We start from the raw sequence: 22,466 nt of genomic DNA, 5'->3' as shown, positions 1-22,466 counted from the left end.
CCATGCCTCACTCAACCTCCTCAACAACGCCGCGTTGTGGATAACGCGGGCCTGTCAAAAAGTTTGAGTCAGTGGATTCTGGCATTGTCGAACACATGTTCGAGAACGTCGGTCCCGAGACGGCAGTCGCCGCGATAGAGGCGAGCCTGCGCCAGGAGTCGACGCTGATGGCCCGTCGGATGGCCGCCATCGCCGCCCTGTTGGCTCACCGCACGGCCGAGGCGGAAGGCATCGACCCTGATCCCGGCTGGTCGATGGTGACAGGGTTCGCTCGGACGTCGGCTGAGATTGGAGCCGCGATGAACATGGCTCCGTCGGTCGCGAGTCGTCTGGTGTCGCAAGCGGAGTCTCTCGACACCCGCCTACCGAAACTCGCGAGGCTGCTCGAACAGGGCGCCGTCGACTGGACAACCACACAGCTGATCATCACGCGTACCGAGTTGGTCTGCGACTCACTGATCGGCCGGATCGACGAGGCAATGGCGGAACGGCTCGCGCGGTGGCAGACGTGGTCGCGCCGGCGGGTCAAGGACGTGGTGGACAGGTTGGTGTGCGAGATCGACCCAGAGGCCGCAAAGGAACGGCGCGCATCGTCTGAGCGCGACCGTTACATCAGCGTTTCGCCTCAAATCGACGGGACGGCTCAGCTGCGCGGACGCATCAGCGCGAGGGCCGGGGCGGCCTTCGACCGACGTCTTTCACAGCTCGCTATGTCGGTGTGCGCGAACGACTCCCGCACCGTCGCTCAGCGGCGCGCCGATGCGCTGGACGCACTCACCGAGGGGCGCGGTCTGAGCTGTGACTGCGGTAAACCCGATTGCCGGGCCCGGGGGTCAGCCGAAGAAGAGGGCCAGGTGCACACCGTGATCAACGTGATCGCCAGCGAGGAAACCCTCACCGGCGAGAGCGACCGACCCGGATACCTGGAGGGCTTCGGCGTCATCGACGCCGATCTGGTGCGCGAGATCGCCGAGACAGCGACGATGCGCCCGCTCGAGCCGCCCATCGTCACTCCCGAGCAGTCGGTGCGGTACCAACCCTCGGCCGAGGTCAACCGCTGGGTCCGGTTCCGCGACCTGACGTGCCGGTTTCCCGGATGCGACCGACAGGCCGCCATCTGCGACCTCGACCACACGACACCGTTCAATCACGCCGACCCGGCCGCCGGCGGGTTGACCGTTCCGTGGGGTTTGGCCGACTACTGCCGAGAACATCACCGCATGAAGACATTCCACGGCGGTCCCGACGGGTGGCGTGACGAACAACTGTCCGACGGGACGATCGTCTGGACGTCACCGACGGGCAGGACCTATCGGACCTCCCCTGGCGGGTTCGACCTCTTCCCGCAGATGCGACCCGCGTGCGCAGAGCCGACGCCTCGCAAGCGAAACCACAAGCGGGAGAGGGCCACCCGAATCAAGCGGCTGCGGGCCCAGTTGGCAACTCAGCGGCCGATCAACGCCGAACAGCGCCGCAGGCTCCGGGAGCGACGACGTGAGATCGAGGGACGTCAATGGCGCAATCGATCACGCTTCCTGAAAATCGTCTTCAAAGGCACGGCCCCGAGCACCAGCCCGTGGTGCCGCTGGATCGACGATCCGTTCGAGCCCGAAGACCTGCCACCCGACTGGGAACCACCACCTCCACCGCCGCCCGGTCCGGACGAACCGCCGTTCTGACGCTTCCTACTCCCGACCGGCTGCGCTAACGTGGCTGGCGTCCACACACGGGAGCGCACACCAGTGCGCTGAGAGGACGGGTGGGCCCGTCGACCGTACGAACCTGACCGGGTAATGCCGGCGTAGGGAGATATTCAAGATGACGCATGTCACCGTCAATCCGTCCGTGACCACCGGCCCCATCGAGGGCAGCACAAAGATCTACCGCGATGTCGACGGTGTGCCGGGCGCGAAGGTGCCGTTCCGCCGGGTGAACCTGTCCAACGGCGAGCACCTGGACCTGTACGACACCTCCGGCCCGTACACCGACCCCGCTGCGAGCCTCGACCTCCACGCCGGCCTACCGCCGAGACCCGGCGTGACGCGCGAACGCGGCACCCAACTGCAGCGGGCCCGTGCCGGCGAGATCACCGCCGAGATGGCGTTCATCGCCGAACGCGAGGGCGTGGCCGCCGAGTTGGTGCGTGACGAGGTGGCTCGTGGTCGTGCCGTGATCCCCGCCAACCATCACCATCCCGAGAGCGAGCCGATGATCATCGGCAAGGCCTTCGGAGTGAAAGTCAATGCCAATATCGGTAATTCGGCCGTGACAAGTTCGATCGCCGAAGAGGTCGACAAGATGGTGTGGGCGACGCGATGGGGTGCCGACACGATCATGGACCTGTCCACCGGCCGCGACATCCACACCACTCGCGAGTGGATCCTGCGCAACTCCCCGGTGCCGGTCGGAACCGTGCCGATCTACCAGGCGCTGGAGAAAGTGAACGGCGATCCCGCCGAATTGACCTGGGAACTGTACCGCGACACCGTGATCGAGCAGTGCGAACAGGGTGTCGACTACATGACCGTGCACGCCGGTGTGCTTCTGCGCTATGTGCCGCTGACGGCCAAGCGCGTCACCGGCATCGTCAGTCGCGGCGGTTCCATCATGGCTGCCTGGTGCCTGGCGCATCATCGGGAATCGTTCCTCTACACCCATTTCGACGAGCTGTGCGAGATTCTGCAGCGCTACGACGTGACGTTCTCGCTCGGCGACGGCCTGCGACCCGGCTCGATCGCCGACGCCAACGACGCGGCCCAGTTCGCCGAACTGCGCACCCTCGGCGAGCTCACCAAGGTCGCGAAATCGCATGGCGTGCAGGTGATGATCGAAGGTCCGGGTCACGTGCCGATGCACAAGATCGTCGAGAACGTGCGCCTGGAAGAGGAATGGTGCGAGGAGGCGCCGTTCTACACGCTGGGCCCGCTGGCCACCGACATCGCTCCCGCCTACGACCACATCACCAGCGCCATCGGCGCGGCGATCATCGCCCAGGCGGGCACCGCGATGCTGTGTTACGTCACGCCGAAGGAACACCTCGGCCTGCCCGATCGCAAGGACGTCAAGGACGGAGTGATCGCCTACAAGATCGCCGCGCACGCCGCCGATCTCGCCAAGGGCCACCCACGCGCGCAGGAACGTGACGACGCCCTGTCCCGCGCACGCTTCGAGTTCCGGTGGAACGACCAGTTCGCCTTGTCACTGGATCCCGACACCGCGCGCGCGTTCCACGACGAGACGCTGCCCGCCGAACCGGCGAAGACCGCCCACTTCTGCTCGATGTGCGGGCCGAAGTTCTGCTCCATGCGGATCACGCAAGACGTCCGCGACTACGCCGCCAAGCACGGCCTCGAGACCGAAGAAGACATCGAGGCCGCACTTTCGAAGGGCATGGCCGAGAAGTCACGCGAGTTCGCCGAACACGGCAACCGCGTGTACCTCCCGCTGGCATGACCTATCTGCCGTTGCCCGAACCGGGCACCACACCGGTGCGAGTGATGACGATCGCCGGATCCGATTCGGGCGGCGGCGCAGGCATCCAGGCCGACATGCGCACGTTTGCGCTACTGGGCGTGCACAGTCTCGTCGCCGTCACCGCGGTGACGGTGCAGAACTCGATGGGCGTCAAGGGTTTCCACGAGATCCCGCTCGACGTCATCGCCGGTCAGATCGAGGCGGTGGCGTCCGACATCGGTGTGCAAGCCGCCAAGACGGGGATGCTGGCATCCTCGGACATCATCGACACCATCGCCGACGTGTGGCGCCGGCAGGGCCTCGCGGGCGCGGTGCCGTTGGTGGTGGACCCGGTGTGCGCCTCGATGCACGGCGATCCGCTGTTGCATCCCAGTGCCCTGGAATCTCTGCGGACACAACTGTTTCCGCTCGCGACGCTGGTCACCCCGAACCTCGACGAGGTGCGCCTGCTGGTCGGGATCGATGTCGTCGACGAGGCCACGCAGCGCGAGGCCGCCCGTGCGCTGCACGCCCTCGGACCGCAGTGGGCGTTGGTCAAGGGCGGACACCTGCGCACGTCGGCGCGGAGTCCGGACCTGCTGTTCGACGGGGCCGAGTTCCACGAGTTCGAGGCCACACGCATCGACACCGGACACGACCACGGCGCCGGCGACACGTTGGCAGCCGCCGTCGCCGGCGCACTGGCCCACGGATATCCGATGCCCGATGCCGTGGCGTTCGGCAAGCGCTGGGTCACCGAATGTCTGCGCGCCGCTTACCCGTTGGGCCACGGCCACGGTCCGGTGTCGGCACTCTTCAGGCTGACGGAATGAACCTCGAGCAGATCGCGGGGGTCGCCCACGCGCCCGATGGTGCTCCCGCCGGCGTCGTCGTCCTCACCCATGGTGCGGGCGGCAGCCGAGAGGCGCCGCTGCTCAAGAAGATCTGCGATGAGTGGGCGCGCCGCGGTTGGCTGGCCGTGCGGTACAACCTGCCGTACCGACGGCGCCGACCGAAAGGGCCGCCGTCGGGATCCGCCAAGGCCGACCAGGCCGGGGTGGTCGAGGCCATCGGTGTCGCTCGCGAACTGGCCGACGGTCCCGTCATCGCCGGCGGGCACTCGTACGGCGGCAGGATGACGTCGATGGCGATCGCCGACGCGCTGGCCGACATCGACGTGCTGACGCTGTTCTCCTATCCGCTGCATCCGCCCGGCAAGCCGGAACGTGCCCGCACCGAACACCTCCCGCGCATCGCGACACCGACGGTGTTCACCCACGGCACCGCCGACCCGTTCGGTTCGATCGACGAACTGCGGCCGGCCGCCGCGTTGATCGACGCGCGCACCGAGGTCGTGGAGATCACCGGCGCCCGGCACGACCTGGGCTCCAAGGCCCTCGATGTGCCCGCGCTCGCGGTCGACGCCGCGATACGGTTGCTCGCGTGACCACGCCGCCGGGCCCGCCCCCGCCGTACGGACCGCCGCCGTCGCCCTACGGCGAGCAGCCCAACCCGTACCCGCCGCCCGGATCCCCGTACCCACCGCCTCCGGCGGCTCCGTACCCGCCGCCGTACCCGCCGCCGCCTCCGCCGCCGTATTCGGACCAGGGGCCGGGCTACTACCCACCGCCCCAGCAGCGGCCGACGAACTGGTGGGCCATCGTCGCGCTGGTCTTCGGGCTGCTCGGCGGCGTGGTGATCAGCGTCGTCTGTGGCATCGTCGGCCTGAAGAAGGCCAAGGAGGGCCAGGGCGGCCGGGGCATGGCGATCGCGGGGCTGGTGCTGTCGGCGCTGTGGGTGCTGGCGATCGTCGCAGGCCTGCTGTTCTACTTCGTGATCAGCGAGGACACCGTGACCGCGACCGAAGTCCGGCAGGGCGACTGCCTCGCCGAGATCCCGGGCGACACGCGGGTGCGCACCGTGCAGACCGTCGGATGCGACGAGACCCACGCCGGTGAGGTGTTCGCGGTGCTGCAGATGCCCGACGGCGATTTCCCCGGCCAAACCGCGATCGACGCCTACGCCGAGAAGTGCGCCCCCGAACTGGCGGCCTACTCACCCGCCGCGATGACCGACGACTCGGTCCAGCTGTACGTGCTCTATCCCACAGCCGAGACGTGGGCGGAAGGTGATCGCGCCGTCACCTGCGTTGCGACGCTGGATCCACCGCGGGCGGGCTCCATCAAGGGCTGACGCACAGCGTCAATGGCGCGACCACACCAGTACCTATCCCGGATCTATCCAGTACCTGAGGTACCGTTTTCGGCATGACTTCGGAACGGTTCGACGCCGTCATCGTGGGCGCCGGTTTCGGGGGTATCGGCGCGGCCATCCAGCTCAAGCGGTTGGGTTACGAGAACTTCGTGATCCTGGACCGCGAGGACGATCTCGGGGGCACCTGGCACGTCAACCGCTACCCCGGCCTCGCGGTCGACGTGCCGACCACCACGTACTCCTACTTCTTCGAGCCCAATCCGAACTGGTCGCGGCTGTTCTCCACCGGCGCCGAAATCAAGCAGTACGCCGACGACGTCGCCGACAAATACGACGTGCGCCGCCACATCCGCTTCAACACCACCGTCGAGGGCGCCCGCTGGGACGACGAGGCCAGCATGTGGCGGGTCGGGTTGGCCGGCGGTGAGACGCTGACGACGCGGTATCTCATCACGGCGACCGGTTTCCTGTCGCAGCCGCACACGCCAGACATCCCGGGCATCACGAGCTTCGCCGGCAAGGTCATCCACACCACAGATTGGGACGACAGCTATCACCTCGACGGCCGCCGCGTGGCGATCATCGGCACCGGCGCGACCGCGGTTCAGTTGATTCCGGAACTGGCGAAGAGGACGGCAGACCTGACCGTCTACCAACGGACGCCGGTGTGGGTGGTGCCCAAGCTCGACTTCCGCTTCTCCGAACGCGCCAAACGGCTGTTCGCCCGGGTTCCGTTGACGCAGCGAGCGATCCGGGCGGTCACCGATGCGGTGTATGAGTTCTTCATCTACGTGGGGCTGCGCCACCGACGGCTGCTGTTCCGCCGGCTCAACATCGCAGCATCCGACGTGGCCAAGATGCACCGGTTCTTCTCGATCCGCGATCCGGAACTGCGCAGGCAGTTGACCCCGGACTACGACTTCGGCTGCAAGCGCCCGACGTTCTCCAACGACTATTACCGGGTCTTCACCAAACCGCATGTGCACCTGCAGAGTTCGGGTATCGAACGCATCGAGCCCGGCGCCATCGTCGCCAACGACGGCACCCGAACCGAGATCGACACGCTGGTGCTGGCCACCGGCTTCGACCTGTGGGAGGCCAACTTCCCGGCCATCGAGATCATCGGACGGGAGGGACGCAACCTCGGAAAGTGGTGGCGCGACACGCGGTTCCAGGCCTATCAGGGCGTCTCTGTGCCGTACTTCCCGAACTACCTGAGCCTTGCCAGCCCGTACGCGTTCCTCGGCTTGAACTTCTTCAATTCGATGGAATACCAGATGCGCCACATGGATCGGCTGTTCGGCGAGGTGAAGCGGCGGGGTGCGACGACATTCGAGGTCACCGAGGAAGCCAACACCCGCTACCTGGACCGCATGACGGAACTCATCGGCGACTCGGTGTTTGCGGTCGGTAATTGCGCGACGTCGAGGTCCTACTACTTCAACCCGAGCGGCGAGGCCACGCTGCTGCAGCCGGTGTCCACCCGCAAAGCCATCAGAGATGCATCGCGGTATCCGTTGAGCGACTACCGAATTGCGTGAGCAGAGAGGAAGAGCAGCTGTGTCAGTTCAGGAATCGAGCAGCGGTTCGCGCGCGGCCACGTTGGCGGGCCTGGGCGTCGCCGCCACGGGTCTCGCGCACTTCGCCAAGCCGGAGTTGTTCGAGTCGGTGACCGTACAGGCGTTTCCCCGCAACACCCGCGAGTACATCTACCTCAACGGCGCCATCGAGACCGCACTCGGACTCGGGCTGGCCGTCCGCAAGACCCGCAAACTGGCGCTCGTCGGGACCGTCGGCTATCTCGCCTACTTGGCGGGCAACGTGGCGCGTAACCGGTAGCTGCCCACCAGCGTCACGTCCAGCAGCCGCTGCAGGACCGCCCGGTTCTGTGGGGTGTTCGCGTACTGCATCAACCGGCCCATGTCGATCACCAGGGACATGGCCGCGTGCACGGCGAACCGGGCCTGACCCGGTGTCCACTCCGGCCGCACGGCAACCACCAACTCCATCCAGGACTCGACGGTGGAGCGCTGCATGTTGCGCAGGATCTTCTGGTCGGTCGGCGACATGTTGAGCCGCTCGGTGTAGTAGACGTAGTCCAGTTCCGGCTGCGCGAACGACCTGGCCACGTACGCGTCGATGACCGCGCTCAGCGCGTCTTCGGGATCCGCGATGGAACCCGTGATGGCCGACATCTCCTCCGAGAGCCGGTCGGCCGCGCGCCGGAACGCCGCGGCCAGAATGTCGCTCTTGCCGGCGAAGTACCGGTAGATGCCCGACGCGGGCATGCCGACCGCCGCGGCGATGTCCTCCATGCTCGTGTCGCGGTACCCCTTGATGTTGAACAACCGCATCGACTCGTTGAGCAGCGCTTCGTATTTCGACGGCTCGGTGCTCGCGGGAAGCGGTGCGGGCGGCTGCTCGGTGACAGGGTCGACGTCGGGCAGTTCCATCGCCATGACCGCGTCCGCGAGGTCCGCCAACAGCGTCCGCACCTGGACGGCGGGCAGCTTCGCCCGATGGTCGACGATGCTGCCGATGACCGACAACACGGCGATGGACAGCGTCCAGCGTTGCCGTGACGTCAGCTCCGGCCGCAGGACACCAAGGGGGCGTTGGATGCGGTGGTGGACGGTGCGCATCTGAGCGATGAGCGACGCCTGATCGTCACCCCGCAGATAGCGGCCCTCCCAGCGGTAGAGGCCACCCGATTCCCGGTTCGCCATCGCGGTGTCGGTGAGCGCCGCGACCAGCCGGCGCAGTTGCACTTGCGGATCCTCGGTCGCGGACTCGTCGGCGAACGCCGTGGCGTCTACCAGCTGTTGTCCCAGGCTCAGCACGGCATCGCGGAACAGGTCGTACTTGCTCGCGTAGTGCCGGTACAGCGCGGCCGCCGAGATCCCCACCCGGGAAGCGATGGCCTCCATGCTGACGCCGTAGAAGCCCAGCGTGCTGAACGCCTCGGCGGATGCCCGGGCGATCTGCGCCTTGCGGTCCTTCGGCCGGCGCCGGACCGCGTCACCGCTCGCCGGCCGAGTGCGCGACATGGCAAACACGATAACGGACCAGACGCCTACATATCGGCCCACTTCGGTTGCCAATAATGGCCGAACTTGCCCGTTCAAGCAGAATGGCCATTAACATAAGGGCGTGTTCGGCGTGTTGCGGAGGATTCTGGGCTTTCAGGTCTCCGTCGGCGAGCTGATCACGGTGGCGCTGGTCATCGGCACGCCGTATCTGCTCGTCGGCGTTTTCTGGTCAACCATGCACACCGAACATCTGCGGCAGATGGCGGGAGCCGACCTGGTCGTCTCGTATCTCGGGTCGATCGTATCCTGGCCGGTGCTGCTGTTCGCAGACGTCTGTATGACCTGAACGGGGGAACGCGTTGTCTCAACGTCATCATCGTCTCGCCTACACCGGCATCGTCGCCGCCGTCGTGTTGATCATCGGCTTGCTGGCGATGAACTTCCCGGTGTTTCTGGACAGCTACGACCAGTACGGCTGGCAGATCAAGTGCGGAACGGGTTACGTCACCAATCTCACCCAGGCGGCCGCGACCGTGGGTGAGGACAACTACGTCGAGCAGTGCGAGAACGCGCTGCTCGGCCGCCGGATGTGGACGATTTCGATGGTGGTGCTCGCCGGCGCGGTGCTTCTGACGACCCTGGTCGCGGCCGCGACGACCTCCGCGCGCGAGTCGTTGCAGCCGCACCACGACGCCGCACCTCATTAAGGCCTGAACTAGCATTCCGGCGGTGAGCACGCCGGACGGTCCAGCGCTGCACCGGCGGCTCGGCACCTTCGACGCGGTGACCATCGGGCTGGGCTCGATGATCGGCGCGGGCATCTTCGTCGCCCTCGGACCCGCCGCGGCCGCTGCCGGGTCGGCGCTGCTCATCGGTCTCGCGATCGCCGCCGTGGTGGCGTACTGCAACGCGACGTCGTCGGCGCGGCTCGCGGCCCGCTATCCGCAGTCGGGCGGTACCTACGTCTACGGACGCGAACGCCTCGGCGAATTCTGGGGTTTCACCGCGGGGTGGAGCTTCATCGTCGGCAAGACCGCGTCGTGCGCGGCGATGGCACTCACGGTCGGCTACTACGTGTGGCCCGAGTCGGCGCGCGGGGTAGCGGTCGGCGCGGTCGTCGCGTTGACCGCCGTGAACTATGCCGGGATTCAGAAGTCGGCGGTGCTGACCCGCGTCATCGTCGGTCTGGTGCTCGCGGTGCTCAGCGCCGTGGTGGTGACGGTCCTCGGCTTCGGCGAAGTGGATACCTCCCAATTGTCACTCGGCGCCGACGCCTCGCTCACCGGCGTGTTGCAGTCCGCCGGCTTGCTGTTCTTCGCGTTCGCGGGCTACGCGCGGATCGCCACTCTCGGTGAGGAGGTCCGCGAGCCCGCCCGGACGATCCCTCGCGCGATACCGCTGGCGCTGGCCATCACGCTCGCCGTCTACACCCTCGTGGCGATCGCGGTGCTGGGCGAATTGGGCAGCGACGCACTGGCTTCCGCGACCGCGCCACTGGCCGATGCGGTGTCCCAGGCCGGCTTCCCCGGCCTCGACGCGGTAGTGCGGGCCGGCGCGGCCGTGGCAGCGCTCGGCGCACTGCTGACGCTCATCCTCGGGGTGTCCCGAACCACGCTGGCGATGGCGCGTGACCGCCGCCTGCCGCACGCATTGTCGGCCGTGCACCCGCGGTTCGGCAGCCCGCACCGCGCCGAGGTGGCCGTCGGGGTGGCCGTCGCCGCGCTGGCCGTCGCCGTCGACGTCCGCGACGCGATCGGGTTCTCGTCGTTCGCGGTGCTGCTCTACTACGCGATCGCCAACGCGTCGGCCTGGACACTGGGCCGCAGAACAATTCCGACGATCGGGCTGGCGGGTTGCCTGCTGCTGGCCGTGCTGTTGCCGCTCTCGTCCGTGCTCGTCGGCGGGGTCGTCGTGCTCGTGGGCGCCGTCGCCTACCGGCTGCGCCGCTGATCCCTTGGCGGAACGCCGTTGACCCCGTCGAGCGACCGCGCATAGGTGCCGACGGCGTAGGCGACCGCCGGCCCGAGCACCGAGAGCGCGTCCCGGTTGATGCTGTCGACGGTGTCCCGTTTGGTGCGGTAGTTCGGATCGAACGGTACTCCGGCCCGGCCACCCCAAAGACGGGCCTGCGCTTCAGTTTTGCGTTGTGAGGCGCCGGCCGTCAGGCCGCCGATCGGCACCCCCGCGGCGAGAAAGGGGTAGTAGTCGGTGAACTGGCTCAGCGGCATGTCGGCGGGCCGCACGCCCGCGGTGTTGAGGTAGGCGGCCAGCGTGCGTTCGATACCGGCCGAACCGGTGGGCACCGATCGGGTGGGGATGTCCGGATTGGGCTGGGCCGACTGGTCACCGTCGTAGGTGAAGTAACCGGCGTTGGGCGAGCCGAGCATGTCGAAGTTCAGATACAACGCGATGTCGCGCTGTTCGTCCGGCGACAGTCCCTGCAGGTATTTCGTCGGCCCGGCCGATCCGTTCTCCTCCGACGCCCAGAACACGAAGCGCACGGCGTTGGCGACCGATGGCTGCGAGCCCAACGCCGCCGCGGTCTCCAGCAGCGCCGCGATTCCCGTCGCGTCGTCGTTCGCGCCAGGGCTGGCAGCCGAGCTGTCGAGATGTGCCCCCGCCAGCACGACATTGCGGGGGTCTCCGGTCCTGGTCTGCGCCACTATATTTCGGGTCTTCTTCATGACCGGCTCACCGTCGAGGGTCAGCCGCACCGGGGCCGTGGTGCGCCGCAGGGCGGCGTCGGCGTTCCGGTCGATCACCCCGACCGGAACGGTGAGATCCTGGTAGTAGCCCGGCGTGAACAGGCCGGCGGGGCTGCCACCCGGTCCAGGGGTGCTCACCACGAGAAGGCCGACGGCGCCCTCGGAGACCGCGGCGTTCTGTTTGTCGACGACCGAGCAGCCGGTGTCGTCGACGACCGCGATCGCGCCCCGCACCGATGTACCGTCGTAGTCGGAGGCACGGCAGCCCTCGGCTTCGCGAGGCCGCAGCGTGACGGCGTTCAGACCGCCGGGCGGCGTGGTGATCAGCAAAGACGCCTGGTCGACGGGGAACTCGCGCCCGCCCACCCGCATCGCGGGGTTGCCGCCCTCGATACGCTCGAGCAGTTCGAACTCCGGAGCCGTGACGTCGAAACCCTTGTCGCGCAGGAAATTCGCGACATAGTCGACGGTGGCGTCGTAGCCGGCGGTGCCCTCGGCGCGGTTACCGCCGTTGGCGTCGGCGATCTCCTGCAGCTTGCGCAGGTGGGCGAACATTGCGTCGACGCCGACCTTGGCCGCCAGGTCCTGCGGAGTCGGCGGCGGCTCCTGCGACGAGCACGACGTCAGTGCCGCGACGAGGCCGACAACGGCCCCCACACTGGCCGCCCACCGTCTCATGAGGCGAGCGTGTGGCGGATCCGCAGATCGCGGGTGGGCAAGCCGTTGGGGCCACCTTGATCTTGTGCGTAGATGCCGATCGCGTAGGACACACCTGCGCCGTGGATGCCGAGCGCGGTGCGGTCGATGTGGTCCAGGGTGTCGGATGCCTTGTGGTAGTTGGGGTCGAACGGCTTGCCGGCCTCGCCGCTCCAGCTCTCGGCCTGCTCGCGTGTCATGTCCTTCTCGGCGCCCGAGAAGGTGCCGCCCGACGGAATGCCGGCCAGGGCGAATCCGTCATAGTCGGAGCGGCCGTCGAAAGTCGTGTCCTCGGCCGGTTTTCCGGCCGCGTCGAGGTATGCGACCAGGGTGCGTTCGATGCCCGCCGAGCCTTCGGGTATCCGGCTCGGGGCGCCGTCCGCGTCGGGCGGCAGGGACAGGTTTCCGTCGTAGGTGAAGTAGCCCGGATTCGGCGATCCGACCATGTCATAGTTCAGGTACATCGAAATGTCTTTGAGCGCCTCGACATCCAGCGACTGCAGATAGTTGTTCGACCCGAACAGCCCGACCTCCTCAGCACCCCAGAAACCGAACCGTACCGCGTTGCGCACGTCGGGGGAACCGCCCAACTGCACCGCGGCCTCGAGGACAGCTGCCACGCCGGAGCCGTTGTCGTTGATACCGGGTCCCTCCGGAACGCTGTCGAGGTGGGCTCCGGCCATCACGATGTTGTGCGTGTCGCCGGTCTTGGTCTGGGCGATGACATTGCGGGTGTGTTCTGTGCGCACGCCCGCATTGAGTTTGAGCGTGGTGTCGCCCGGAGACGCCCGCAGCCGCTCGCCCTCTGCCTTGGAGATGCTGACGACGGGGATCTCCACGTCGGTGTCTTCCCCGAGGGTCCCCCCCATCTCGTCGTTCTCCTCGTTGTTGGCGACGATCAACGCCACCGCGCCGCGTTCGGCCGCCGCCTGCTCCTTGTCCGAGAACGGGCACACGCCACGGTCGACGAGCACGACGGCGCCCTTGACGGGCAGGCCGTCGTAGTCGGAGGCCGTGCATCCCGGCGTGTCCTCGACGCGGGCGGGCACCAGTGGACCCGACACGCCATCGGGCGGCGTGCCGATCGTGAAGTTCAACGGCTTCGCGGTGATCGCGGTACCGCCGACGGTCAGCGCAGGTTCGTCGGCGTACGGTAGCCGCACCTCGAACTCGGGGGTCTGCACGTCGAAACCGTTGTCGCGCAGTATGTCAGCGACGTACTCGACGCTGGCGTCGTAACCCGCGGTGCCCAGCGCCCGGTTACCGTCGCTGGCATCGGCGATCTCCTGCAACCGGACCAGGTGCGCGTACATGGCGTCGGCAGAGGTTCGCTGCGCGAGCGTCCTGGCGAACTCCACGGCCTCGGGTGCGACGCCGGCCTGAGTGGTGGGCGGCTGTACCGTCGGTTGCTCTTTGTCGCGGCCGCATCCGCCGAGCACCACGACGGCGGCCGACATCAGCGCGATTGCTTTCGAAACCCTTGTGTGGCTCATTGCCCACTACGTTAGCGTCGCCGGACCCGTCACCTGAGCGACAACAAACTCCGCCACGGCGCGCATGCCCGCCGCGTTGGGATGCAAGGGGGCCAGGGTACCAGGGTGGAAAAAAGTGAGCAGCCCGAATTTCGTGGTCCAGGGATCGGCCGACCAGGCGTGATGCGCGCGGCTGGGCTCGGCGACCCGTACCAGTCCGCAACCGGTGGCGGCCGCGGCCTCGGCAGTCAGCCGCTCCAGCGTTTCGGCGACGTGACGGCCTGCCGCGACATCGGTATCGGACAGCGGCGGCGCCGCGATACCCGCAGGCGGCAGCAGGGTGAGGTAGTCGACGAACAGCACCGTCGCGCGGGGCGAGCGGGTGCGCAGCGTCCGGCCGACCTCCTCGAGCGACGCGGCGACCTCGGACAGCGCCGCCTCGCGGGCCCGCGGGTCCAGTTGTGCGCGCAGAATCCCGCCCAGCAGCGGCAACTTTCGCAGGGCCCGCGGCAGGCCGGCGGCGAACAGCATCGGTACGTAGCCGACGTCGTTGCCACCGATGGTCACGGTGACCAGGTCCTCGCTGCCGTCCAGCGCCGAAATCTGCGGCGGCGCACCGTATTGCGTCTCGCGCAGCACATTGGCCGTGGTCGCACCGGAATACGTCACGTCGACGAGGTCGAGTCCCAACTTCTCGGCGACCAGGTGCGGGTAGTTGCGCGCCGACCGGCCCGCGCGCCGTGGCGCACCGTCGGCACGGGGCACGATCCCCGGGCCCGCCGCCATCGAACTTCCCAGTGCGACATAACGACTCATGGGGCCGGACTGGAAGCCCGTGCCCAGAACCGCTTCGGAATGCGGCCCGCCCCCCGCGCCAGATGACCCGCGGTGACGGCGGCGGCCATCGCCGCGGCCATGGCGGGCGGATCGGCGGCGCGGGTGACCGCAGAGGCCAGGAGCACGGCGTCACAACCGAGTTCCATCGCCAACGCGGCGTCGCTGGCGGTGCCGATGCCCGCGTCCAGCACCACGGGAACCGAAGCGGCCTCGACGATCATTTCGATGTTGTGCGGGTTGGCTATGCCCAGACCGGTGCCGATCGGCGAACCCAGCGGCATCACCGCCGCGCATCCGATGTCTTCGAGCCGCCGCGCGAGCACCGGATCATCGTTGGTGTACGGCAGCACGATGAAGCCGTCGTCGACCAATTGCTCTGCCGCCCTGACCAGTTCGACGGCATCGGGTAGCAGCGTGCGTTCGTCGGCGATGACCTCGAGCTTCACCCAGTCGGAGTGCAGCGCCTCGCGGGCGAGTTGCGCGGTCAGCACCGCCTCGGCCGCGCCGCGGCAACCCGCGGTGTTGGGCAACGGCGTGATGCCCAGGCGGTTGAGCAGCTCGAGCACTCCGGTGCCGCCCTCGGCGTCGACACGCCGCATCGCCACGGTGGTCAGTTCGGTACCGGAGGCGACGAGCGCCTCTTCCAGCACAGCGAGGTTCGCCGCGCCGCCGGTGCCGAGGATGAGCCGCGAACCGAACTCGCGACCGGCGATGGTCAGTTTCGAATCAGCCACCCTGCACCGCCGTCACCACCTCGACGCGGGCGCCCTCGGACAGCGCGGTGTGCCACTCCGACTTGGGCAACACCGACCAGTCCACCGCGACCGCGATGCCCTTCTCCGGAAAGCCAAGTCGTTCCATCAGCGCGGCGACCGTCGTCTGCGCATCCACTTCAACCGCTTCGTCGTTGACAAGTACCTTCATCGGTTTGCTCCTCGCGTGCGCGTCATCGCATTGCTCCAACCATGACATCGAGTTCGGCCGCGATCCGTTCGGCGGTCCACGGCGCGAGAAGAAATCCGTTGCGCCCGTGGCCTGCAGCGACCAGTGTGCGCTCATCGAGGCGTTCGACGAGCGGCAGTCCGTCGACGGTCATCGGCCGCAGGCCCGCAGCGCATTCGGCGAATTCGTACTCGCCCAGGGCGGGCATCACCGCACAGGCGTCGTCGAGCAGTTCGCGTACTCCCGTCACCGCCGGTGCGGTGTCGCGGCCGTGTTCGTACTGGGTCGCGCCGACCACGACTCCGTCGGCGCGGGGCACCAGGTACACCTGCCTGCCGTGAACCCGGGCGCGAACGACCCGCGTGGGTACGGGCATGCAGCCGCGGCGCCACCGCAGTCGCAACACCTCGCCCTTGACCGGGCGGATCGGCAGATCGGGCCAAAGCGTCGGCGCGTCAACGCCGTTCGCGATGACCACGGCGTCGGCCTGTACCTGGGCGAGATCGGACACGGGCGGCGCCCACTGCACCCCGAGCCGCTCACACAGCGCCGCCAGCTCCCGCACCACCGCGCGATTGTCGACGGCCAGTTCGGTTTCGGCGCGGAAACCGTGCCGGATACCTTGGGCCAGCAGTGGTTCGATGTCCCGGGCGCTCGAGGTCACCGTCACCGGATGCCCCTGGGCCGCCAGCCACTCGCCCACGGTCCTGAGGTCGGCGGCGTCGGCGCGGTCGACGGCGACCACCAGGGACTCGCGTGCGGTGACGACGTCGTCGGGCAGGCCGTCGAGGAAGCCGCCGTGCCACAGGTGCAGCGACTCCAGCCCCAGCTGCAGCAGCCTCTCCTCGCCGGGCCAACCCTCGCTGTGCGGGGCCAGCATGCCACCGGCGACCCACGACGCCCCCCGTTCGTCGGTGCGGTGCACGCGCACGTTCCAGCCGCCCATCAGCGCGCGACGCGCCACGGCCAGCCCGATGACGCCGCCGCCGATCACGGCGAGACTTGCGTTGGTCAACATCCCCTCCCTTCGCCGGCATGACCCGGATCAGGTGCGACGGTAAGGGCAGGTGCGCATGCCCACTCTCAGCCCCCGGTCCCGGGACTCCCGCGTTCGTCAACCCACCCTACCCGCCGGCGTCAGCGGCGATCGGGCGTGCGGCGCCGATCGGCTAGCGTCGCGGTGTGCACGAACCTCGGAAGCGCCTGGCCACCGCGTCGCTGTACCTGTGCACCGACGCCCGCCGTGAACTGGGCGATCTCGCGGAGTTCGCCGACGCGGCATTGGCCGGCGGCGTCGACCTCATCCAGTTGCGGGACAAGGGGTCGGCGGGCGAAAAGCGGTTCGGCCCGCTGGAGGCGCGTCAGGAACTCGAGGCGCTCGAGGTGCTCGGCGACGCCGCCCGCCGCCACAACGCACTGCTGGCCGTCAACGACCGCGCGGACATCGCCGTGGCCGCCGGCGCGGACGTGCTGCACCTGGGCCAGGACGATCTGCCGCTTGCGGTCGCCCGCGACATCGTCGGCGACCGGACGGTGATCGGCCGTTCCACCCACGACGTCGATCAGGTCGGCGCCGCGATCGCCGAAGCCGTCGACTACTTCTGCGTCGGCCCCTGCTGGCCCACCCCGACCAAACCGGGCCGACCCGCCCCCGGCCTGGACCTGATCCGGCACGCGGCCCGGCGGGATACGGCCAAGCCGTGGTTCGCGATCGGCGGCATCGACGCGGCGCGGCTGCCCGAAGTGCTGGCGGCCGGCGCGCGGCGCATCGTCGTGGTGCGGGCGATCACGGCCGCCGAGGACCCTGGGGCGGCCGCCGCACAGTTGAAGGCCGAGCTCAGAGCTGCGGGTTGACGACCAGCGGAATCGAGGCGAACTCGTCGCGCAGCCGCGCCCAACTCGCGGCGAAGCCGGGGTGCAGCGGCAGCTCGGCGACCTCGTCGACGGCGACCCAGCGCAACTCGGCGCTCTCCTGGTTCGGAACGGTGTGCAGCATCGCGGGCGCATCGGCGATGACCGTGCTGTACGTCCAGCTGACTCCGTCGGCCGCGACGGTCTTCGTCTGGACCACCTTTCGCACCGTCAGCTGATCCTGCGGCAGGCCCGCTTCTTCGTGCGCCTCCCGGATGGCGGCCTGCTCGGCCGTCTCGTGGCTGTCACGCGCACCGCCGGGCAGACCCCAGGTGCCGCCCTGGTGACTCCACGGCGCCCGGTGCTGGAGCAGCACCACCGCAGCGCCGTTGTGGCCGGGAGCCCGCAGCAGTAGGCCGGCCGCACCGTACCTACCCCAGTAGGCCTGGCCCTCGGAAACCACCCAGCCGTCACCGTCGCCACGCACGCCTCAACAATAGGGGCGCCCGCGTTGCCGGAAACTCTTAGACTTCTTTTATACAGTTGAGAGCGGTCGGAACGACGAGCCGGAAAGCGATGCTGATGAGGTCCGCGCGAACGTGACTGTGGAGTTGGCGCACCCGTCGACGGAGCCGCTCGCCTCGCGGTCACCGGGAACACCGGCGCACCAACGGTGGTGGTTCCTGTGGACCACACCCGGCCGCATCCTGACCATCGGGGTGGTGCTCTCCGCGCTCGTGATCGCCAGCGCGTTCGCCACCTCGACGACGATCAACGACCGCCAGCAGGCGCTCACCACGGTGCTCAACCACACCGAACCACTGTCGTTCGCCGCCGGACAGCTATATACGACACTCTCGGTGGCCGACGCCGCCGCGGCCACGGCGTTCATCGCCGGCGCGGAGCCCCGCGACGTCCGGCACCGCTACGAACAGGCGATCACCGACGCGTCGGTCGCGGTGACCCGGGCATCGAGCGGGCTCACCGACGAGGAGCTGGTGCAGTTGCTCGGCCGGGTCAACGCCGAGCTGTCGATGTACACCGGTCTGGTCGAGACCGCGCGCACCAACAACCGGTCGGGCAACCCGGTCGGCTCCTCCTACCTGTCCGAGGCGTCGGCGTTGATGCAGACCCAGATCCTGCCCAGCGCGCAACGGCTCTACGAGGAGACCTCGGCACGGGTGGACGCCGAGACCAGCGCGTCCACCCGGATCCCGGGCCCGGTCATTCTCGTGGTCCTGGCGACGCTGTTGTTCGGCGTGTTCGCCAACCGTTGGCTGGCCCGGCGCACCCGCAGGCGGATCAACATCGGCTTCGTCGCGGGCGGCCTTGCGGTGCTGATCATGTTGATCTGGGTGGGGACGGCGCTGATCATCTCGACCGCCGACAGCCGCAGCGCCAAGGACACCGCCGCGGAGTCCCTGAAGACCATCACGAACCTCGCCATCACCGCCCAGCAGGCCCGCGCCGATGAGACGCTCTCGCTGATCCGGCGCGGCGACGAGGAAGTGCGCAAGCAGTCCTACTACCAACGCATCGACATGATGCAGCAACAGCTTTCGGAGTACCTGGCTCGTGACGACGCGATCGACAAGACCGATCTCGCCGAGGCCGAGCAACTGTTGAAGAAGTGGCGCGCAGCAGACGACCGGATCAACGCCTACATCGGCGTCGGCAACTACCAGGCCGCGACGCAGGTGGCGTTGGGCACGGGCGAGGACGACTCGACGCCGGCGTTCAACAAGCTCGACGAGGCGCTGAGCAAGGGCATCGAAGAGAGCCGGAACCAGTTGCGCAACGACATCATCAATGCTCACCGGGTGTTGTCCGGCGCGACCGTCGGCGCCGCGGTGCTCAGCGTCGCCGCGGCCGTCGCGGTGGCGCTGGGGCTCTGGCCGAGGCTGAGTGAGTATCGGTGACCGCCAAGCTTTTCGGGATCCTCCTGTGTGCCGCGCTGGTGCTCACCGGTTGCGGACAGGCGGCATCGGTGACCTCGACTCCCAATGTCACGCTGCCGCCGCCCACCCCGGCCGGCATGGAGGAGCTGCCGCCCCGGCCGGTGCGCCCGCCGGACGAATCCGAGGATGAGTGCAACCGCACGGCGAGCCTGCGACCGTTCAACACCCGAGCCGAGGCCGATGCGGCGGTCGCTGACATCCGCGCGCGCGGCCGGCTGGTCGTCGGGCTGGACATCGGCAGCAACCTGTTCTCGTTCCGTGACCCGATCACCGGTCAGGTCACCGGATTCGACGTCGACATCGCCGGTGAGATCGCGCGCGACATCTTCGGCACCCCGTCCCAGGTGGAGTTCCGCATCCTGTCGTCGGCCGACCGGATCGCCGCCCTGCAGAACAACCAGGTCGACGTCGTCGTCAAGACCATGACGATCACCTGCGAGCGAAAGAAGGTGGTCGGCTTCTCCACCGTCTACCTGACTGCCAATCAGCGCATCCTCGCGCCCCGCGACTCGACGATCCGGCAGGCGTCGGACCTGTCGGGCCGGCGGGTGTGCGTCGCCAAGGGCACGACGTCGCTGCAGCGGATCCAGCAGATCACGCCGTCACCGATCATCGTCGGGGTGGTGACGTGGGCGGACTGTCTGGTGGCGCTGCAGCAGCGGCAGGTCGACGCGGTCAGCACCGACGACTCGATCCTGGCCGGCCTGGTGTCACAGGATCCGTACCTGCACATCGTCGGGCCGAGCCTCAACGAGGAGCCGTACGGCATCGGGATCAACCGGGAGAACACGGGTTTGATCCGCTTCGTCAACGGCACGCTCGAACGTATCCGCCGCGACGGCACGTGGAACACGTTGTACCGCAAGTGGCTCACGGTGCTCGGCCCCGCGCCCGCGCCCCCGGTTGCGAGGTACTCCGACTGATGTCCGAGACGCAGCGCGAAGAGTTCGACGAGGGGCCGGGCACACAACCGGCGAGCTTCGACGACATGGGCATGGACTCGGCGTCGACCATCCGCCCGATGGCAACGCAGGCGGTGTTCCGGCCGCAGTTCGACGACGAATCCGAGGGCGCCTCGGTGGGCACCGGCGACACCGAGCCGCAGGACCACACCACCACGACGAGGGCGTTGTCGCGGACGCGGCGCCTCGGTGGCGGGCTGGTGGAGATCCCACGGGTGCCCACCAAGGACCCGCTCGAAGCGCTGATGTCCAACCCGGTGGTCGCCGAGTCCAAACGGTTCTGCTGGAACTGCGGACGTCCCGTCGGCCGCTCCGGCGGCGGCAAACGCGCCCAGTCGGAAGGCTGGTGCCCGCACTGCGGTAGCCCGTACTCCTTTCTGCCCCAGCTGAATCCGGGTGACATGGTCGCCGACCAGTACGAGATCAAGGGCTGCATCGCGCACGGCGGGCTGGGTTGGGTGTACCTGGCGTTCGACCACAACGTCAACGAGCGGCCCGTCGTGCTCAAGGGCCTGGTGCACTCCGGCGACGCCGAGGCGCAGAAGATCGCGATGGCCGAACGGCAGTTCCTCGCCGAGGTGACCCATCCCGGCATCGTGAAGATCTACAACTTCGTCGAGCACGAGGACAAGCACGGCAACCCCGTCGGCTACATCGTGATGGAGTACGTCGGCGGCACCTCGCTCAAACAGGCCAAGGGCGAGAAGCTGCCCGTCGCCCAGGCCATCGGCTACATGCTCGAGATCCTGCCGGCGCTGGGCTATCTGCACTCGATCGGGCTGACCTACAACGACCTCAAGCCCGAGAACATCATGATCACCGAGGAGCAGCTCAAGCTGATCGACCTCGGTGCGGTGTCGACGATCAACTCGTTCGGCTACCTCTACGGCACCCCGGGGTACCAGGCGCCCGAGATCGTGCGCACCGGGCCGACGGTGGCCACCGACATCTACACCGTCGGGCGCACCCTCGCAGCGCTGACCCTCAACCTGCGCACCCGCAAGGGGCGTTACGTCGACGGGCTGCCCGAGGACGATCCGGTGCTCGCCGAGTACGACTCGTTCGGCCGGGCGCTGCGCCGGGCGATCGACCCCGATCCCCGGCGCCGGTTCGGTAGCGCGGACGAGATGTCGGGCCAGCTGCTCGGCGTGCTGCGCGAAGTCGTGGCCAAGGACACCGGCTCACCGAGACCCGGTCTGTCGACGGTCTTTTCGCCGGCCCGGTCGACGTTCGGCATCGATCTGCTGGTCGCGCACACCGACGTGTACCTGGACGGGCAGGTGCACTCCGAACGGTTGACGGCCCAGGAGATCGTCAAGGCGCTGCCCGTCCCGCTGGTGGACCCGACCGATGTCGGTGCGGCGGTGTTGTCGGCCAGCGTGTTGAGCCAACCCGTGCAGACGCTCGACCAGCTGCGGGCGGCTCGGCACGGGGCGCTGGAGTCCGAGGGCATCGACCTGTCCGACTCGGTCGAGCTGCCGCTGATGGAGGCGCGCGCGCTGCTGGATCTCGGCGACGTCACAAAGGCCACCCGAAAGCTCGACGACCTGGCCGGGCGAGTGGGCTGGTCCTGGCGACTGGTCTGGTTCAAGGCGGTGTCCGAGCTGCTGACCGCCGACTACGTCTCGGCCACAAAGCATTTCACCGAGGTGCTGGACACCATGCCCGGTGAGCTGGCGCCCAAGTTGGCCCTGGCGGCCACGGCTGAACTGGCCGGCGGCGCCCTTCAGCAGACCCCCGCGGGCAAGTTCTACAACACGGTGTGGTCCACCGACAACGGGGTGATCTCGGCGGGCTTCGGACTGGCCCGCGCGCAATCTGCGGCCGGTGAGCGAGACGCCGCCGTCAAGACGCTGGACAAGGTTCCGGCGATGTCCCGGCACTTCACCACCGCCCGGCTGACCAGTGCGGTCACGCTGCTTTCCGGTCGGTCGTCGAGCGAGATCACCGAGCAGCAGATCCGCGACGCGGCCCGCCGCGTGGAGGCGCTGCCCGACACCGAACCGCGGGTGTTGCAGATCCGGGCGCTGGTGCTGGGCACCGCGATGGACTGGCTGGCCGACAACACCGCGAGCACCAACCACATCCTCGGCTTCCCGTTCACCGAGCACGGGCTGCAGCTCGGCGTGGAGGCGTCGCTTCGCGCCCTCGCCCGCGTGGCGCCCACCCAGGCGCACCGCTATGCGTTGGTCGACCTCGCCAACAGCGTCCGCCCGACGAGCACGTTCTAGCGGTCGGGCCGCGGCCGTCCTGCCGCTCGCGGGCTTGGCAAAAGTCATCGTCATCGCCGGCAGCCCGACACGATGGGCGCCTACGGAATCCGTAGGCGGCGTCAGCAAACCGGCTC

The 22,466-nt window shown here is 68.3% G+C and carries 22 protein-coding genes and 1 riboswitch; of the genes, 14 read left to right on the top strand and 8 right to left on the bottom strand.

Going from position 1 to position 22,466, the window contains the following annotated elements:
* The first annotated feature begins 95 nt into the window (after positions 1–95).
* From AU188_RS08185 to AU188_RS08155, 7 genes are all read left to right on the top strand, one after another.
* A complete protein-coding gene (locus AU188_RS08185) occupies positions 96–1,679 on the top strand; it encodes an HNH endonuclease signature motif containing protein (RefSeq protein ID WP_059163233.1) in 1,584 nt (527 codons plus the stop codon).
* Positions 1,680–1,716: 37 nt separating this feature from the next.
* Positions 1,717–1,826, top strand: a riboswitch (TPP riboswitch).
* Positions 1,819–3,453, top strand: coding sequence for a phosphomethylpyrimidine synthase ThiC (gene thiC, locus AU188_RS08180; RefSeq protein WP_059163232.1), 1,635 nt, complete (start codon positions 1,819–1,821; stop codon positions 3,451–3,453). It overlaps the preceding riboswitch by 8 nt.
* Complete coding sequence (gene thiD, locus AU188_RS08175) at positions 3,450–4,286, top strand: bifunctional hydroxymethylpyrimidine kinase/phosphomethylpyrimidine kinase (protein WP_059163231.1); 837 nt, start codon at positions 3,450–3,452, stop codon at positions 4,284–4,286. Before thiC ends, thiD begins: the two co-directional genes overlap by 4 nt.
* Positions 4,283–4,900: an alpha/beta hydrolase family protein gene (locus AU188_RS08170; RefSeq protein WP_059163230.1), complete on the top strand. Its 618-nt coding sequence runs from the start codon at positions 4,283–4,285 to the stop codon at positions 4,898–4,900. Before thiD ends, AU188_RS08170 begins: the two co-directional genes overlap by 4 nt.
* A complete protein-coding gene (locus AU188_RS25495) occupies positions 4,897–5,646 on the top strand; it encodes a DUF4190 domain-containing protein (RefSeq protein ID WP_059163229.1) in 750 nt (249 codons plus the stop codon). Before AU188_RS08170 ends, AU188_RS25495 begins: the two co-directional genes overlap by 4 nt.
* Before the next feature lie 74 nt (positions 5,647–5,720).
* Complete coding sequence (locus AU188_RS08160) at positions 5,721–7,208, top strand: flavin-containing monooxygenase (protein WP_059163228.1); 1,488 nt, start codon at positions 5,721–5,723, stop codon at positions 7,206–7,208.
* A 19-nt stretch (positions 7,209–7,227) separates the two neighbouring features.
* Positions 7,228–7,506: a DoxX-related protein gene (locus AU188_RS08155; protein WP_059163227.1), complete on the top strand. Its 279-nt coding sequence runs from the start codon at positions 7,228–7,230 to the stop codon at positions 7,504–7,506.
* Here AU188_RS08155 and AU188_RS08150 read toward each other — a convergent pair.
* Entirely contained in the window at positions 7,473–8,714 is a 1,242-nt protein-coding gene (locus AU188_RS08150; RefSeq protein WP_059163226.1) for a TetR/AcrR family transcriptional regulator, read from the bottom strand. The genes AU188_RS08155 and AU188_RS08150 overlap by 34 nt on opposite strands.
* Before the next feature lie 103 nt (positions 8,715–8,817).
* Between AU188_RS08150 and AU188_RS08145 the strand changes: the two genes are divergently transcribed.
* From AU188_RS08145 to AU188_RS08135, 3 genes are read left to right on the top strand one after another with little or no spacing between them, the layout of a single operon-like run.
* Complete coding sequence (locus tag AU188_RS08145; protein ID WP_059163225.1) at positions 8,818–9,042, top strand: hypothetical protein; 225 nt, start codon at positions 8,818–8,820, stop codon at positions 9,040–9,042.
* A 13-nt stretch (positions 9,043–9,055) separates the two neighbouring features.
* Positions 9,056–9,403 (top strand): hypothetical protein, encoded by a 348-nt coding sequence (locus AU188_RS08140; protein WP_059163224.1) that lies wholly within the window; start codon positions 9,056–9,058, stop codon positions 9,401–9,403.
* A 22-nt stretch (positions 9,404–9,425) separates the two neighbouring features.
* On the top strand, positions 9,426–10,646 hold the full coding sequence (locus AU188_RS08135; protein WP_059163223.1) for an APC family permease: 1,221 nt from the start codon (positions 9,426–9,428) through the stop codon (positions 10,644–10,646).
* On the opposite strand, the gene AU188_RS08130 is transcribed toward AU188_RS08135, so the two are convergent.
* The 6 genes from AU188_RS08130 to thiO are packed head-to-tail and all read right to left on the bottom strand — an operon-like array spanning position 10,628 to position 16,366.
* On the bottom strand, positions 10,628–12,079 hold the full coding sequence (locus AU188_RS08130) for a M20/M25/M40 family metallo-hydrolase (protein ID WP_059163222.1): 1,452 nt from the start codon (positions 12,077–12,079) through the stop codon (positions 10,628–10,630). The genes AU188_RS08135 and AU188_RS08130 overlap by 19 nt on opposite strands.
* Positions 12,076–13,590, bottom strand: coding sequence for a M28 family peptidase (locus AU188_RS08125; RefSeq protein WP_059163221.1), 1,515 nt, complete (start codon positions 13,588–13,590; stop codon positions 12,076–12,078). Before AU188_RS08125 ends, AU188_RS08130 begins: the two co-directional genes overlap by 4 nt.
* Positions 13,591–13,596: 6 nt before the next feature.
* Positions 13,597–14,385 (bottom strand): SGNH/GDSL hydrolase family protein, encoded by a 789-nt coding sequence (locus AU188_RS08120; protein ID WP_059163220.1) that lies wholly within the window; start codon positions 14,383–14,385, stop codon positions 13,597–13,599.
* Positions 14,382–15,140, bottom strand: a complete 759-nt coding sequence (locus AU188_RS08115) for a thiazole synthase (RefSeq protein WP_059163219.1) — start codon at positions 15,138–15,140, stop codon at positions 14,382–14,384. The genes AU188_RS08120 and AU188_RS08115 overlap by 4 nt, the downstream gene beginning before the upstream one ends.
* Positions 15,133–15,330 carry a sulfur carrier protein ThiS gene (thiS, locus tag AU188_RS08110; RefSeq protein ID WP_059163218.1) on the bottom strand — a complete coding sequence of 66 codons (198 nt, stop codon included), beginning with the start codon at positions 15,328–15,330 and terminating at the stop codon, positions 15,133–15,135. Before thiS ends, AU188_RS08115 begins: the two co-directional genes overlap by 8 nt.
* Positions 15,331–15,352: 22 nt before the next feature.
* Positions 15,353–16,366, bottom strand: coding sequence for a glycine oxidase ThiO (gene thiO, locus AU188_RS08105; protein ID WP_059163217.1), 1,014 nt, complete (start codon positions 16,364–16,366; stop codon positions 15,353–15,355).
* A gap of 164 nt (positions 16,367–16,530) precedes the next feature.
* Between thiO and thiE the strand changes: the two genes are divergently transcribed.
* On the top strand, positions 16,531–17,202 hold the full coding sequence (gene thiE / locus AU188_RS08100) for a thiamine phosphate synthase (protein WP_059163216.1): 672 nt from the start codon (positions 16,531–16,533) through the stop codon (positions 17,200–17,202).
* Here thiE and AU188_RS08095 read toward each other — a convergent pair.
* Positions 17,186–17,686, bottom strand: coding sequence for an NUDIX hydrolase (locus AU188_RS08095; protein ID WP_059163215.1), 501 nt, complete (start codon positions 17,684–17,686; stop codon positions 17,186–17,188). The genes thiE and AU188_RS08095 overlap by 17 nt on opposite strands.
* A gap of 112 nt (positions 17,687–17,798) precedes the next feature.
* Between AU188_RS08095 and glnX the strand changes: the two genes are divergently transcribed.
* The 3 genes from glnX to AU188_RS08080 are packed head-to-tail and all read left to right on the top strand — an operon-like array spanning position 17,799 to position 22,350.
* On the top strand, positions 17,799–19,118 hold the full coding sequence (gene glnX, locus AU188_RS08090; protein WP_059163214.1) for a protein kinase G-activating protein GlnX: 1,320 nt from the start codon (positions 17,799–17,801) through the stop codon (positions 19,116–19,118).
* Positions 19,115–20,080: a glutamate ABC transporter substrate-binding protein gene (locus tag AU188_RS08085; RefSeq protein ID WP_059163213.1), complete on the top strand. Its 966-nt coding sequence runs from the start codon at positions 19,115–19,117 to the stop codon at positions 20,078–20,080. The genes glnX and AU188_RS08085 overlap by 4 nt, the downstream gene beginning before the upstream one ends.
* Positions 20,080–22,350, top strand: coding sequence for a serine/threonine-protein kinase PknG (locus AU188_RS08080; protein ID WP_059163212.1), 2,271 nt, complete (start codon positions 20,080–20,082; stop codon positions 22,348–22,350). Before AU188_RS08085 ends, AU188_RS08080 begins: the two co-directional genes overlap by 1 nt.
* Positions 22,351–22,466: the final 116 nt, after the last annotated feature.

The sequence above is a fragment of the Mycobacterium sp. IS-3022 genome (assembly GCF_001500065.1).
GTDB lineage: Bacteria > Actinomycetota > Actinomycetes > Mycobacteriales > Mycobacteriaceae > Mycobacterium.
This window is presented reverse-complemented; position numbering and strand designations above follow the sequence as displayed.

Coding starts and splice junctions, on each gene's coding strand:
- AU188_RS08185 (WP_059163233.1), top strand. CDS start 96: ATGTTCGAGAACGTCGGTCCCGAGACGGCAGTCGCCGCGATAGAGGCG.
- thiC (WP_059163232.1), top strand. CDS start 1,819: ATGACGCATGTCACCGTCAATCCGTCCGTGACCACCGGCCCCATCGAG.
- thiD (WP_059163231.1), top strand. CDS start 3,450: ATGACCTATCTGCCGTTGCCCGAACCGGGCACCACACCGGTGCGAGTG.
- AU188_RS08170 (WP_059163230.1), top strand. CDS start 4,283: ATGAACCTCGAGCAGATCGCGGGGGTCGCCCACGCGCCCGATGGTGCT.
- AU188_RS08160 (WP_059163228.1), top strand. CDS start 5,721: ATGACTTCGGAACGGTTCGACGCCGTCATCGTGGGCGCCGGTTTCGGG.
- AU188_RS08150 (WP_059163226.1), bottom strand. CDS start 8,714: ATGTCGCGCACTCGGCCGGCGAGCGGTGACGCGGTCCGGCGCCGGCCG.
- AU188_RS08130 (WP_059163222.1), bottom strand. CDS start 12,079: ATGAGACGGTGGGCGGCCAGTGTGGGGGCCGTTGTCGGCCTCGTCGCG.
- AU188_RS08125 (WP_059163221.1), bottom strand. CDS start 13,590: ATGAGCCACACAAGGGTTTCGAAAGCAATCGCGCTGATGTCGGCCGCC.
- AU188_RS08120 (WP_059163220.1), bottom strand. CDS start 14,385: ATGAGTCGTTATGTCGCACTGGGAAGTTCGATGGCGGCGGGCCCGGGG.
- thiS (WP_059163218.1), bottom strand. CDS start 15,330: ATGAAGGTACTTGTCAACGACGAAGCGGTTGAAGTGGATGCGCAGACG.
- thiO (WP_059163217.1), bottom strand. CDS start 16,366: ATGTTGACCAACGCAAGTCTCGCCGTGATCGGCGGCGGCGTCATCGGG.
- AU188_RS08080 (WP_059163212.1), top strand. CDS start 20,080: ATGTCCGAGACGCAGCGCGAAGAGTTCGACGAGGGGCCGGGCACACAA.